This is a genomic window from Nostoc sp. NMS9 (assembly GCF_017114995.1).
Taxonomy (GTDB): domain Bacteria; phylum Cyanobacteriota; class Cyanobacteriia; order Cyanobacteriales; family Nostocaceae; genus Nostoc.
Genome location: NZ_JABXKL010000025.1, coordinates 32134 through 46668, shown reverse-complemented (window position 1 = coordinate 46668; position 14535 = coordinate 32134). Strand labels below are relative to the sequence as shown.

The 14535-nt window shown below is 39.8% G+C and carries 11 protein-coding genes and 1 pseudogene; 8 read left to right on the top strand and 4 right to left on the bottom strand.

What is annotated here, in order from left to right; all coding sequences use genetic code 11:
• Nucleotides 1–196: 196 nt before the first annotated feature.
• A complete protein-coding gene (locus tag HWQ40_RS09125; RefSeq protein ID WP_292776828.1) occupies nucleotides 197–1210 on the top strand; it encodes an alpha/beta fold hydrolase in 1014 nt (337 codons plus the stop codon).
• Nucleotides 1211–1961: 751 nt separating this feature from the next.
• Here the strand turns inward: HWQ40_RS09125 and HWQ40_RS09120 are convergent.
• Nucleotides 1962–3611, bottom strand: a complete 1650-nt coding sequence (locus HWQ40_RS09120; protein ID WP_292776826.1) for a Ppx/GppA phosphatase family protein — start codon at nucleotides 3609–3611, stop codon at nucleotides 1962–1964.
• A 437-nt stretch (nucleotides 3612–4048) separates the two neighbouring features.
• Here HWQ40_RS09120 and HWQ40_RS09115 point away from each other — a divergent pair, with 437 nt between their 5' ends.
• From HWQ40_RS09115 to HWQ40_RS09100, 4 genes are all read left to right on the top strand, one after another.
• Nucleotides 4049–4930 (top strand): 4-hydroxybenzoate solanesyltransferase, encoded by an 882-nt coding sequence (locus HWQ40_RS09115; RefSeq protein WP_292776830.1) that lies wholly within the window; start codon nucleotides 4049–4051, stop codon nucleotides 4928–4930.
• A gap of 239 nt (nucleotides 4931–5169) precedes the next feature.
• Nucleotides 5170–7011 carry an asparagine synthase-related protein gene (locus HWQ40_RS09110; RefSeq protein ID WP_292776823.1) on the top strand — a complete coding sequence of 614 codons (1842 nt, stop codon included), beginning with the start codon at nucleotides 5170–5172 and terminating at the stop codon, nucleotides 7009–7011.
• Nucleotides 7012–7282: 271 nt separating this feature from the next.
• The gene (locus HWQ40_RS09105; protein ID WP_292776821.1) at nucleotides 7283–7939 is read left to right on the top strand and encodes a pentapeptide repeat-containing protein; all 657 of its coding nucleotides are present in this window, start codon (nucleotides 7283–7285) and stop codon (nucleotides 7937–7939) included.
• A gap of 842 nt (nucleotides 7940–8781) precedes the next feature.
• Nucleotides 8782–9657 carry a hypothetical protein gene (locus tag HWQ40_RS09100; protein WP_292776819.1) on the top strand — a complete coding sequence of 292 codons (876 nt, stop codon included), beginning with the start codon at nucleotides 8782–8784 and terminating at the stop codon, nucleotides 9655–9657.
• Between the two features lie 177 nt (nucleotides 9658–9834).
• On the opposite strand, the gene HWQ40_RS09095 is transcribed toward HWQ40_RS09100, so the two are convergent.
• The 3 genes from HWQ40_RS09095 to fraC all read right to left on the bottom strand — a co-directional run bounded on the left by HWQ40_RS09095 (nucleotide 9835) and on the right by fraC (nucleotide 12347).
• On the bottom strand, nucleotides 9835–10614 hold the full coding sequence (locus tag HWQ40_RS09095) for an ABC transporter permease (protein WP_292776817.1): 780 nt from the start codon (nucleotides 10612–10614) through the stop codon (nucleotides 9835–9837).
• 125 nt (nucleotides 10615–10739) lie between these two features.
• Nucleotides 10740–11747 carry a septal junction protein FraD gene (gene fraD / locus HWQ40_RS09090; protein ID WP_292776814.1) on the bottom strand — a complete coding sequence of 336 codons (1008 nt, stop codon included), beginning with the start codon at nucleotides 11745–11747 and terminating at the stop codon, nucleotides 10740–10742.
• A 60-nt stretch (nucleotides 11748–11807) separates the two neighbouring features.
• Nucleotides 11808–12347, bottom strand: coding sequence for a filament integrity protein FraC (gene fraC / locus HWQ40_RS09085; protein ID WP_292776812.1), 540 nt, complete (start codon nucleotides 12345–12347; stop codon nucleotides 11808–11810).
• 353 nt (nucleotides 12348–12700) lie between these two features.
• On the opposite strand from fraC, the gene HWQ40_RS09080 reads away from it, so the two are divergent.
• The 3 genes and pseudogenes from HWQ40_RS09080 to HWQ40_RS09070 all read left to right on the top strand — a co-directional run.
• A complete protein-coding gene (locus tag HWQ40_RS09080) occupies nucleotides 12701–13837 on the top strand; it encodes a cob(I)yrinic acid a,c-diamide adenosyltransferase (RefSeq protein WP_292776811.1) in 1137 nt (378 codons plus the stop codon).
• An 88-nt stretch (nucleotides 13838–13925) separates the two neighbouring features.
• The gene (locus HWQ40_RS09075; RefSeq protein WP_292776810.1) at nucleotides 13926–14252 is read left to right on the top strand and encodes a killer suppression protein HigA; all 327 of its coding nucleotides are present in this window, start codon (nucleotides 13926–13928) and stop codon (nucleotides 14250–14252) included.
• A pseudogene (locus tag HWQ40_RS09070) lies at nucleotides 14249–14488 on the top strand (HigA family addiction module antitoxin); the annotation flags it as partial. The gene HWQ40_RS09075 and the pseudogene HWQ40_RS09070, both read left to right, overlap by 4 nt.
• Nucleotides 14489–14535 lie beyond the last annotated feature (47 nt).

Sequence of the window (14535 nt, the reverse complement as noted above, 5' to 3'; positions counted from 1 at the left end):
ATACTTTTAACTGCTTATTTTCCCTAACTCATAAAAAAATGGGCGAACCGGGAGTAATAAAGTAACTTATATAAGACTCCTATTTAATTTTTGAATAACTAAGCGGCTTAAAAGCTTGCCAGACAAAGATTTTTTTCAAAATCCTGAACAGAATTTAAGTAGGATTACTATATATATGAATATAATAATTACATAAATGAAAGTTGACATTCAAAATACAGTAGAAATTCTAGAGCAAGTTCACCAATTAGAGTCCACATTAGGTCTTAAAAATGAAGCCTGCCGTTCTAAATTTTTGATTCATCCTTACTTCACTTCAAAAGTTTTTTTGTTTTTGCATGGTTTTACAGCAGGCCCTTACCAGTTCGAGCCGCTTGGTAAAGCCTTCTTTAACACGGGATATAACGTTCTGATTCCTTTACAACCAGGTCATGGACGCTCAGGTGACTGGAAGTCTCAAAATCCTCCACCCCTGCCAACAGATATTGAGATTTATCAAAAATTTGTAATCCAATGGTTACAGATTGCAAAAACGCTAGGTCAACAAGTTGTGATTGGTGGATTATCAACAGGTGGAACTTTAGCTGCTTGGTTAGCTTTAGAGCATCCTCAAGAGATTGACCGCACCTTATTGTTCACGCCTTATTTAGGTAGCCGCTACTTAATATTCGATCAACTGATCAAAATTCTGCCAATTTACTTTGAATGGTTCAACAAAGATGCACCCGGCAATTTTGGTTATAAAGGTTTTTGTCTCAAGGCCTTACGAATATTTCTGGAATTGGGATATCAGGTTTTAGACAAGTCTCAAGGCTGTGTTTCTGCCCCAATTTTAATGGTATGTAGTGAGGCAGATAGTGCTGTTAGTCGCTCGAAACAGCAGGATCTTTTCCGAAGAGTACTTAGGCAGCAACCAAAATCCTGGTATTACTGTTTCGATGATTCGCTTCACATTGAACATCGAATGATGACAAAATTGGAAGACAATGATTATGAGGAACTGGTAATTACCCTTAGTAAAGCATTTGTTGAGAGTGATTTAACTTGGGTAGAGTTTCAGGAAATGGCAAAGCGGATAGCGCAGGGGCAAGCTTATGACCAAATCATGCGAGAACTCAACTTTGATGAACAAGTTTTTCCACAGCTATCTGCAATGATGACTCAAGGTTTTGGCTGTGAACATCTTAAATGTATTAATCCAGATTCCTAATGAGCATCCCAATTTTGCAAAAAATCGTTTTTTGTGTAAAACATGATATTTATCTTCAAATTCTTAAAAAAGAAAAAAATTCTTGGCGAGCGTTGAGAAGAATGCTTGCAAGTTGATGTCTGCCCTAATTACTGTAGGGTGTGTAAGACTAAATTAGTATCGCTCAAAGAAACATGCATTTGACTTTGGCAACTATGCTCCACCCCACGCATCAGCGATCAGCCTACCGAGATTTGACCTTGAAGTCTCCAGCAACTGCGTAGGCGTGGCCCGTCGTAGACATCGCCATACCTATCGGTAAAAGTCAGCGCAAGTTTTTTCAGTTACTAACATCATATCTGCTTGATTACTTATTAAACTATTGAAATTTTATATAAGGATATCTAAGTTTTCCCGGCTTAGATATCCACTAGCAACATAACCTACATTTAATAGATTGTTAAGCTTATTATAATTACTAATTTATATTTTTAAATGGTGCTTGGGACAGTTATAAATTCGTCCTTAAGTTAGATGTCAAAATTAGATATATATCTTTAATTTAATATAGTTTCAAATTTAATTAAAGTTTTTGTGCACAAGAGAAAGTTACTTGTATAATCATACCTTCCTAAATAGTTACTAAATAAAGTTGTCTGATTTTTACCTGAAGCTTTTATATTGAGCCTAACTTCTCAAGCTGATTAGCGATCGCAAGAATAAAACATCAGCTATGTGCAGGTGCGTTACACTGGTTAACGCACCCCACTTTCTAAGACAAGTTAGCAACGCTAGACTTTTCTAAACTCGCTACTAATTTCACTCCAAACTCTTCCTCAAACACTCCTTTTTTATAATCTAAGCTCCAAAGTTCTAAAGCACAATCATCATCTGATTGAGATGGAAAAATTAGCAGGTTGACCTGCCTAAGTTGTGGATAATACTCACATTGCACTTGAGCAACTGCACCAATTTGTCGTCTATCTAATGCCACTGCCAATCTCAGAATTGCACTTAATTGACTAACAATCTGCCGCTGTTGTTTAGTCAGCAAACTCTGGTAGTTTTCATGTTTTTTCTTGGGTGGCGATTTGCGATGATAACGCGCTAAATTGGCAATAATTTCAATCTCGGTTTCTGTATAACCGAGTAATTCTCCATTGCGAATTAAATAGTAAGAGTGCTTGTGGTGAGACGAATGGCTGATATAATGACCGCAATTGTGTAATATTGCCGCTGCCCACAGCATTTGTCGCTCGTCAGATCCCCAGTGATGTAGAGTACCTTGAGTTTGGTCAAATAAACTCTCGGCAAATTTTGCCACGCGATCGCTGTATTCTAAGTTGATGTGGTATTTATCCGCCAGTTTGAGAACATTCCGTTCCCGAACTGAACTTTGGTAGCGTAGCTTATCTTCAATTAAACCGTGGGTTAGCATCCAGTCTACGATTACGCCTTCTCTGAGAGAACGCTCACAAACTGTTACCGATTCACTACCCAAAAGGGTCATTGCTTCCTGTAATATGACTGCGCCAGCGAGGATAACTTCAGGGCGCTTCTCTGGCATACCGGGAATCTCAGCCCTTTCGGAATTACTCAGTTTCCGCAAGCGATTTACCAACTCTTGCAAGTCTTTAAGACTGAACTGGTAGCCATTGAGAGTAGAAGGAATAACACCCGACTTTTCCCGTGCATGAATCATCGCCAGGGTTTCAATTGTGCCCGCCGTACCCACCAAACGCGGAGATTCCCCAAGCTCTAGATTTGCTAAGATTTCTTCTACAGAACGTTCCAACATCCCGCGTGCATAAGCTTGCAGATATTGGAACTCAATGTTGCTGATGGGGTCAGTAGTGATTAACTCGCTAGTAAGTCGCACTGCACCAACTTTGGTACTGGTGAGAGTGCGGGCTTGCTGACTATCGCCTAAAATCAATTCTGTAGAACCACCGCCAATATCAATAATAGTATGAGGCTGGTTGTTAAATTCCATGCCCGACAGCACGCCAAGATAGATTCGCCGCGCTTCTTCTTGACCAGAAATCAAGTTAACGCTTAAACCCAACTCCGCTTCTATTGTGTGCAAAAAATCTTTACCATTGGGGGCTTCTCGCACAGCACTAGTTGCCACAGCAATGATAGTTTCAGCGTTGATAGTTTTGGCAACTTCTTGGAAGCGTCCTAAAGCTGCGATCGCCTTTTTAATTATCTCTGGTTTGAGTTCTCCAGTGGTAAGATTGCGATCGCCAAGCCTCACGGTTTCCTTTTCTCTAGCAATAATGCTGAAAGCTGGTAGTGTGGGGTCAATCTTGACTACTACCATGTGTAGAGAATTTGTTCCCAGGTCAATGGCAGCAATAATCCGATGTTGCTTAGATGGTTGAGTAGGAATACTCTCCCAGCTAGAAACTAAATTCAGCATCTAGTTTTCTCTCTTTATTAAGAAATGATGGCAAACGGTGATATGTCGGGGTAGCTAGCACTGATATTTCTGACAACACACTTGCTCAGACTGAGTGCTGTTAGCGGTAGCAGGAAGTTGAGCCACCGCTGAATATTGAGTAAATTAAAAAATACTCAGCATTCGCAACTCAGTTTGGTCGAGGGTAACTGAGCTATGTATATTCACCCTACTATTTATAACCTTAGTGGCTATTTAAAGATATTTAAAGTTGCCACTTTGGGTTATGTTTTTACAAATAACAAATAACGTTATTCTATAGATGTAAAGAAGTATGAATTAGAGAATAGGGAATGGGGCATAGAAGCAAAGAAGCAAGGGGAGAAATAACCAATGCCCAATGCCCAATGCCCAATGCCCAATGCCCAATGCCCAATGCCCAATGCCCCCTCAATCCTATGTTAACGACGCCAGAACGCCCCCAGTCACCAATTTGGCTTGTAATTATCCGGCTTTTACGCTGGCATAAACCAGAAGGGCGGTTAATTTTAATGATTCCTGCCCTTTGGGCTGTGTTTTTGGCAGCTTCAGGAAAACCGCCTTTACCTCTGGTTGGTGTGATTATATTGGGTACTCTGGCCACGAGTGCGACTGGGTGTGTTGTCAATGATTTGTGGGATCGGAATATCGATCCAGAAGTAGAGAGAACACGCGATCGCCCTCTCGCTTCTCGCGCCTTATCTGTGAAAGTTGGGATTATAGTCGCGATCGTATCTTTAGCTTGTGCAGCAGTCTTGGCCTTTTATCTTAACCCCCTGAGTTTCTGGTTATGCGTAGCAGCAGTACCTGTAATTCTGCTTTATCCAGGTGCAAAGCGGGTGTTTGCTGTACCACAACTGGTGCTTTCCATCGCTTGGGGTTTTGGGGTATTGATTAGCTGGAGTGCGGTAACACAAACCATTTCCCAAGCAACTTGGTTACTTTGGGGCGCCACTGTACTGTGGACATTGGGATTTGATACAGTTTACGCCATGAGCGACAAGGAAGACGATCGCCGCATTGGTGTTAATTCTAGCGCCCTATTTTTTGGTAATTATGCCCCTCTAGCCATTGGAATTTTCTTTGCTGGCACAATCTTGTTATTGTCTTGGTTAGGTGTAGTTATACATCTGCACTTAGCCTTTTGGATTAGCCTTGCAGTTGCTACTATCGGATGGGTTTGGCAGTCTCTGCGATTAAGAAAGCGATACTTAGCTAATTCTGCTTATGGTAAGATGTTCCAGCAAAACGTGTGGATTGGTTTTATTTTACTTGCTGGGATGATTGCTGGATCTTTATAAGAAGTAAATTGGATTTACCCCCCTTAATCCCCCCAATGCCTTGGGGGGAAATAAATGTCCGGTTCTCCCCCAAGGCATCGGGGGAGTTAGAGGGGGTCAGAAAGACTTGTGTGTACACCGTAGCTTTGGAAAAGGGGAGTTAGAGGGGGTCAGAAAGACTTGTGTGTACACCATAGCCTCGCTTGCTCTTAGGTGATTGGGAGTGGGATTCTTACTGAATTATGCGTTGAAAATTTCCCATGCTATTTGATGCGTTTAAAAATCGTAAATCTCCTAAAATCGAGTTGATCAAAACTAACCCAACCTGGCGCGTAGCGTGGGGAAAAATTAATGTAAATTATGAAGATATAGCTTGGCGAGACGAAAAAATTTCTGTAATTTTACCACGCACAACTTCGGAATTTCCGATGGAGAAATTAGCAATCAGTTCTAGAGGACAATTTGTTGCTGTTGGTGATGTTTGGTTAACTAACCGAGTGCAGTTGCTGCAAAAGTTGGGAATTGAACCGGATAGCTTTCAAGGAAGTTCTCTGCAACTGGTGGCCAATCTTTGGGAACGATGGGGTAATGAAAGTCTTAGCCAACTTGTGGGGATGTTTGCGCTAGTGGTTTGGGATAGAGAGAAACAGATGTTGAGATTGATTCGCGATCGCATCGGTGTTCGTACTCTCTATTACACTACCACTGGTTCAGTTCGTTGGATTGCGCCTCAACTGAGAACTTTAGCACCCCATCGTTCATCTGATTTAGATTTGGTGGCGTTGCGAGATTATCTTTGTTGTGCTTTTGTTCCCGGCGAACGAACCCTTTGGGAACAGGTGCGAGAACTGCGACCTGGAACCGTTTTAGAATTTCCTGACTACAAAGTTACAGCTTATTGGCAGCTTCAAGAACAGATTATCGCAATTGATCAACCCTTAGCATGGCATGGCGATCGCTTGCGAGAACTTCTAGACCAAGTTGTTCAAGAATATTTACCACCAGCAAATGAACCCGTTGGCGTTTTTCTTTCTGGTGGTTTGGACTCTAGCAGTATCACTGCTTTAGTAGCAAAATTCCATAAAGCACCAGTCCACACCTTCTCGATTCATTTTGGTTCGGAATGTCCTAATGAGTTAGAATTTTCCAGTCTCGTTGCATCCCATTGTCAGACGCAGCACCACATTTTAGAAATTACTTTTAAGGAAATGTGGTCACGCTTGCCAGAAACAATGGCTTATTTAGATGACCCCATTGGCGACCCACTGACTGTTCCCAACCTGTTGCTAGGACGACTTGCAAGAGAAAGCGTAGAAGTAGTTTTAAATGGTGAAGGTGGCGACCCCTGTTTTGGTGGGCCAAAAAATCAGCCCATGCTAATAAATAGTTTATATGGCTCTGTCACCAATCAAGATGCATTGCAAGCTTATTTAATTTCCTTTCAAAAGTGTGCTGTTGACTTACCGCAACTTTTAAAACCAGAAGTTTGGACAGCAGTACAAACAGCGCCTTGGGTTTTTGCAGAAGATTTATATTCTCAAGCTAGCTATCTGAATCGTTTGATGGCAATGAATATCAAATTTAAAGGCGCTGACCAAATTTTGACGAAAGTCAGTAACTTGACTCAAGCTGCTCTTTTGCAAGGTCGTTCTCCTCTGTTTGACCAACGAATAGTAGACTTAAGCATGGAGATACCTCCAGAGTATAAGCTTTCTGGAGTCGAAGAAAAAGCAGTTTTAAAGCAAGCGATTACCTACGGTACGTCTTCTCTACGTTCGCGCAGCGTGTTGCAGACAGACGCTGCGCGTAGCTTACTTCCCCGTAGGGGTACGACGAACGCAGATATTTTACCAGACAAAATTATTCATCGTCCCAAAAGTGGTATGATGGTACCCGTGCAGTTAGGATTTCGGAAATATTGGCAGCAAGAAGCCAGAGATTTATTGCTCAATAAAAATGCATGTATTACTCCTTACTTAAACCAGTTGCCAATTCATAATTGGTTAAACTATCAAGGAGATACCTGGAGTCGTTATGGAGTCAAGCTGTGGTTGCTTGCTAGTTTAGAAATTTGGTTACAAGTAAATCAAAAAGCGCAGTAGTGAAAGCAACAAAAGGGTATATTGAGATTACTTATCCTAATTTGGAATTTGGAGTAAGCAACATGATTCCTGTTATATTAATATTTCCTGACTTATGTCAGCATTTTTTGTTTTAAAAACCCCGAAAAAACGTATTTTCAAGTGATTGCCGATTTTTTGTTAATTTATTTTTGATTATTTACTGAGCTAATCTCCGTTTGCGGTGTACTCTCAATATACGGTAACTACCACACTCAACCTTTGAGATCAATTACACCCAGAGGTGAATACCATGAAAAATTATACTCAACAACAGGAATTTATTTTAAGTCAAATCACAAATAAATATTTTCAGCGTCGGGATTTCAGTGGATGTGACTTGAGAGGAATCGACCTGAAAGGAATCGATTTAAGTGGCATTAATTTAATTGGAGCAGATTTGCGTGATGCAAATTTGTCTGGCTGTGTTCTGACTCGTGCTAATTTAAGTGGCGCAAATTTGATGCAAGCTAGCTTACGTGAAGCTAATTTGTATGAAGCATCTTTATGTGAAGCCAATTTGACTAATGCTGATTTAACACGAGCAAATTTGTGCGGAACTTTCTTATGGCGAGTGAAATTCATAGGTAGTAACCTTTGGGGTACTTCTTTATGTGATGTGGATTTGAGAGAAGCAGACTTAAGTGAAGCCAAATTAATTGAAGCATCGCTGATTGAAGCTAACTTAAGTTTTGCAAATCTCACAGGAGCAAAGCTATGTGGAGCAAAATTACTAGAAGCGAATTTGACTGAGGCTAACTTAACTAGTGCAGACTTCACATGGGCAAATTTAACTAAAGCAAACTTGAATAAGGCAAACCTTTGGAAGACAAATTTGATTTATGCGAAGTTGCGAGATACTATCATGCCTGATGGTACAATTGAGCAACCTCAGATAGTTATTTATTAGCTAGAAGTAGCTCTGGCAAAGTGAGATAATCTTGTGATTTCGTTTTCATGCTCTGCATGGAAGCGAGATGCAGCATCATTCAGAATTCAAAAGTCAGAATAAGTAAACTTGAAACCCAATACTTCTCGGGTTTTGGGGAAGAGGAAAGGGAAAGAAAAAATCTTATAACCCTTAATCTTTTCCCAAAACCCAATTCTGAATTAAAAATGCTTAACCGAGAAGTCTTGAAGCCTTAGTTAATACGACTTAAGCATTAATTATAAATATTCATTATATGATAAGTAATCCTTAAGCTGTAATTAATACGACTCGTTAAATGTGCTTGAAAACCTTAATTTTTCGTTTTTAGTTCTCAATCAGCTTAAGCTTCATGGCATAAATCATATTATTAGTGGAACAGGTTCTTTGATGATTCACTACAGCGATCGCCGTGGGGAATTGTGGTTTTGTGGGGCTTATCTACGTACAAAATAGCTTGCTTGTATCAGGTTTTAGTTTTTTATCTCAGTAAAATGTTTGTGTCACCCGCATTGCTTACTGACTATAGCTTTCAGAAGATTGAATCTGAAAAAACGAATTTGTCATTTTGTGTCACTTTTAGAAAATGACACATTTGACCTATATTAATGGGGTTATTACAGGAACACGAGAAAGCAATAGGCTACCCACGCCATCATGTCAGTACAACCCCTTAATAGGGATTGGGTATCGGGGATTGGGGAATGGGTATCAGGCATGGGAGCAGGGAGTACGAAGCAAGGAAGATAAATCTTCCTCCTGCATCCTTTCCCTAGTTCTTAGTTCCTAATCCCTAGTCCCTAGTTCCTATGCTTCCAAATCTTATGCAGCAGTTTAATATTGGTAATATTGTTAGCCTTGCTAGCTATCTATATCGTTCAAATTTCAAAAAATTTTCTCGCTTGTCATTATTTGCCCATTTATGGTTAATAGTCCCGATTTATGGATGGGCAAAATTTTATGCGTTCGCTGGTTTAATTTCCTGTTTAGCGTTTAGTGAAATTAGTGGTCAGCCTGAAACAAAAGTTGCAAAAATTCAGATTAAAAAAAGATTTTGGCAGTTTCTCATAACTGTAATCCTAGTTATATTAATATGTTTACTACAATTTTTTATTTTTTACATTGGAATTTCAATAATTGCCGGAATAATATATGGAATATTAGCAACAATTTTTGGTGCCATATCTCAACCAATCAATCAAGCAAATCCTTTTGACAATACTATATTTAGAATCATCATTATTCCGACAGCTATACCTGTTTATTTCAGCCCTCTGTGGTTTTACTCGCGTTTCTTCATTACTGATTTACCTCTAGCAATAGAAGATGATACTAACTCCATTGGCGCAATTAAGAGAAGTAGAGAACTAAGCAAGGGTTTAACATGGCGAATTATTGCCATTATATTCATATCATTTGTAATTACTTTACCTATACAAATTTTAGGATGGTTGATTTATAGTATAGGATTCAACATTTTAAGACAACTAATCTCCCTATTGTTATCTGGAGATTGGGCTAATGAAAATGAAATGTTTATCAGTGCATTACCACTGATGATTTCAAATTTAATCAATGGCATAATATTGATGCCCTTTTGGCAATCTATTAAATCTATAGTTTACTATGACATTATTTGTCGTCGAGAAGGTTTTGATTTAAAAATACGCGATCGCACTATTGAACTAACATCTGATTAGAATAGATAAATTGCGAGAAATGATTTGGGTGCGCCTGCTGTGGCTAACGTATCCAAATGCTTGCTCCTGTTTCTTTTTCATCAAGGGTACATTTTACCTTTATTGGTAAATTCTTTGCTAGAAATCACCTTAATTCTAATAATTCTTTCTCCCCTGCTTGCCTCAACCGCCCGATGCCTAAAATTCGCGTTTTGAAAAGATAAAAATAGCGATCGCTAACAACATGGCACTATAAAGTAAGCCATAACTAGCATTCATAATCAGTGCAGTGGTGTCAGGTAGTGCTTGCAAACCATAAACGGCATCATTTTTCAAATCTAATCGAGATAAATCTGGCAAGAAAAGAAACAAAGCTTGAGTTAGACGTTCCATACCAGGGTTACGGCTAAGACGACCAAGTTGTACTAAATCTTGAGTAATATTTCCGATTAAATATACCGCAAAGGTTAAAACAGTCGCTAGCAGAGAAGCAGTAAAAACACCGAAGGTAATAGCCACGGCAGTAATTAATGACAACTGCAAAAATAAGAAAATTGCAGCAATTAGAATGCTTGCTGTAGGATGAGGAATATTGCCAAATTGCAGAAATATCAGATAAATTGCTGTCATCGTGGCGACAAGCACAGCTAGGACTGCGGATAAACCCAAATATTTGCCGACGATAATTTCGCTGCGACTAACAGGTTTAGCAATTAATACTAAAACAGTGCGTTTTTCAATTTCTTTATTAATTAGTCCTGTACCAATGAATATCGTAATAATTAACCCGATGGCATTCATCGCCGCCATTCCAAAGTCTAAAAACATTTTATCTTCAGCCGTAGCTGCAAATTCAGGAAGGACGCGGAAGGCAGTGGCGAGTACTAGCGCATAAAAACCAATAATATATAGGATGCGATCGCGTACCACTTCCTGAAACACATTCTTTGCCAATACAAAAATTCTGTTAATAGTCATTTGTCATTTGTCATTTGTCATTTGTTATTGGGAAAAGGCAGAGGGGAAAGAGGTAATTTTATTATTCTTCCCCCTGCTCCCCTGCTCCCCTGCTCCCCTGCTCCTCTGCACCCCTGCCCCACTCTTCACTGCTGCGGAGGCGGTGAACCAGAAATTAATTTACTGGCGCGATCGCATTCAATTTCTGCAACTGTAATCTTATTCTCTGAATTATTGGCTGCTGCAACTGGTTCAATGCGACAAGATTTTTTTAAGTAATAGCCTCGTGGGTTAGAACTCGGGCCTATCCAAATACTTAATAAATCTAATATATATCCAGACTTCGTATTAGTTACACGCGGTTCAACGCGCCATAGTTCCTTCTCTTCATATTTACTTAGGTTCTTTTTAATGATTTCCCTACCCAGATTTCCTACCCGCTGTTTTGCATCTAGCAACCATTTCTCTACTTCGGACCAAGGTCTTTGAGCTATTTGTTCTACTACTATTGGTTGAAGTTTCTCTAGAATTACAACGCCGTTTTGGGGAATTTTTACTGCTTCTTCTGTTCTAACAATAAAGGTACTATGTTTAAAAGTATCTGCCTGCAAACTGGGATATTGTCGTAACCAATTATCCGTCACAAAGTGAAACTGAATCCAGCAACTTAGCAGCATACTACTAGCAACTAAAATTATGATTCTTTGGCGGTCTTCTGGCTTAGGAATGCGAGCTTTTGCATCAGTATCATTTCCTTCAATAAACTCTGGTATTGCCGTAATCAGTGCTGAAATTGTTGGCCAAAAAACGATTGTTCTGGGTGTAATTACATCTCGTTGATCTCCAAATGCAAAAACACTGACTAAGAATCCAGTGATCACTGCCCCGACTGGCATAAAAGTCCCAGGAACTCTCAAAGGATCTTCAGTTGTATACCAAGCTGTACCAGCAATTAAAAATAACCAACCGAAAAAGGCAATTATATCTTTGATATAACCTGTGGCACAATATGAAAGTACCCAAGAAAAAATACTTAAATAAATAAATGTCTGCCAAGAATAAGCTTTGGGTGGAACTAATATTTTTCTAATTCCTGCATAAAGCCCTTCAGCAAATTTAAAAACCCCAAAGACATCTTTTAGTAGCGTATTCATATTCCTCCTTACACCTGACTAATCAATAATTTTTCTCTAAATTAAACAAGTAATTTCTTGCTATTTTGAACGAAATAATAAAATAACGGTTATTGCACTATAGCTCAGAGAATTTGCTATTAGTATAGTAGTAACTAAATTAGTATTTTGGAAGTTAAGGGTGGTAAAACGACGCCGTTGCAGGCGTTGAGATGTTTGAGGCTCCTCTTCTTTTTTCACAAATGATTCATTTAATGAGAATAGCAAAACCCTTAAAATGAAAAATTTCATCAAAAACGTAGTAAAAAAAATTATACAAGCAGTTAAAATAATTAAAGTCTGTGTATTCGACGATTTAAAATTATTAAAAAACATATAGTTAATTAATTCTGATTTAACCTGTATTGGCAATATTGGTTCGGATACAAAAAATATGAACCAACCAATTACACTGGAAAACAGATTAATAGAAATTGCATAAAAAGTACTGGTTTTTTTGTCAAATTTTAGTCGAGAATGCAAAACATAAGCTTCGATGGGGATGGCAATCAGTACAAATAAAAAGTCAAACAGAAATCCACCAATGGGAAAAATCCTGGGAAGCATCCAATTGTCAGGCATAAATGGTTAAGGGTAAGGGTTAACTGTAGTGAGTATAACTGGGATAGTAAGGGTGATGGGGGAAATTATCCCATTGTTCTTGTTCTTTACTATGCGGGTGTGCCAGTATTCCTCTATTGATATTGTTAAGTAGGTGGGCGTAAATAATTTGTCGTTGGGATAAGGCAGGAGGCAGGAGGTAAGAGGGTTTTAGCCTCGTTCATTTTTGTTAACATAGTTTAGTTTTATTCTGCCGACCTACTTCATAGATCGAACTGACCTTTGTACAGATGCGTTAGAGGGTAGTTTCTCTATCTGAGAGTACAAGAGGTTAGGTAAGATGAAAGACTGCCATAGTTATAGCTTTTCGAGAGATGACAAGGAACGGTATTGGTATTCGGACGGCGCAAGTGCGTCAAGAACGGCTTATTGGTCAAATTCACGTCTACGATGGTCTGGGTAAAGGTAAATCTCAAGCGGCTTTGGGGGTGGTTTTGCGCTCCATTGGCTTGGGAATAAATACGCCTAGCAATTCTAATCGTGTTTTACTGCTGCGGTTTTTAAAAGGGCCAGAACGTGATTATGACGAAGATGGCGCGATCGCAGCTTTACAACGCGGGTTTCCCCATTTAATTGACCAGGTTCGCACCGGCAGAGCCGAATTTTTTGGCCCAGACGAAATTACCACCTTTGACCGAGATGAAGCAATGCGGGGTTGGGATGTAGCCAAAGGTGCGATCGCTAGTGGTTTATATTCAGTTGTCGTCTTGGATGAAATTAACCCTGTTTTGGATTTAGGTTTGCTACCAGTGGATGAAGTGGTAAAGACATTAAAATCCAAACCCCAAGAGTTGGAAATCATTGCTACTGGACGCGCCGCACCCCAAAAGTTGCTCGATATTGCAGATTTGCACTCAGAAATGAAACCTCATCATCACCCAACAGCCAAAGCCCTCTTACTTGAAGGGATTGAAATTTATACTGGTGCTGGTAAAGGCAAGTCTACTAGTGCTTTGGGCAAAGCTTTACAGGCCATTGGTAGGGGAATTAATCATCCAGGGTCTACCCGTGTATTGATTATGCAGTGGCTTAAAGGTGGTAGCGGCTACACAGAAGATGCTGCGATCGCCGCCTTGCAACAATCATATCCAGAAGTGGTAGATCATCAGCGTTGCGGTGGAGATGCGATCGTCTGGCGCAATTCCCGGCAAGAATTAGATTATGTAGAAGCCGAACGGGGTTGGGAAATTGCCAAAGTTGCGATCGCCTCTGGATTGTATAAAACTATTATTCTCGATGAACTCAATCCCACTGTTGACTTAGAACTACTCCCCGTTGAACCCATTGTCCAGGCTTTACTCCGCAAACCCCGCGACACCGAAATTATTATTACTGGCCGCTGCCAAAATCCACCCGCGTATTTTGACTTGGCTAGCGTCCACTCAGAGGTTTATTGCCACAAACACTATGCTAATCAAGGTGTAGAACTTAAAAGAGGGGTAGATTTTTAGGCGTTGCTGATTAGTTGATATGCTAGATTTTCTAGAAAAAAACAAATTTATTTACCATTTTGGTAAACTTATATTAGTCTAGTAACGCATGGAAATCACTTTCGCTGACCGTAAACTGCAAAATCTATGCGAACAACAAGACGTAGCGCAAAGAAAATTGGGTGCAAACTGTGCCAAGAAATTGAGAACCCAGTTGGCTATTTTTGGGGCTGCTAGTTGTGTGACGGAATTAGTTATAGGTCATCCCCATCCCTTAAAAGGAGATAGGGCGGGAGAATTTGCAGTAAACCTAGAAGGTGGTAAACGACTTGTATTTAAGCCAGACAACGACCCTATCCCCCTTACCGAGGATGGAAGCATTGATTGGTCAAAAGTTACTGCTATTTGTATTGAATTCAATTGGAGATTACCATGACTGAGACAACCCGAACATTCACTCCAGATTGGGTATCTTCTCCCGGTGATGCCATCGCTGATTTCTTAGAAGAGCGTGACTGGACACAAACACAATTAGCAGAGCGTTTAGGCTACACCGCAAAACATATTAGCGAGTTGATCAATGGCAAAGCACCAATCAATGAAGAAACAGCCCTGAAGCTAGAACGGGTTATGGGTAGTACAGCTGCATTTTGGCTCAGATATGAAGCCCAATATCGTGCCGCTTTAGCACGGATAGAAGAAGAAAACCGCTTAAAGGA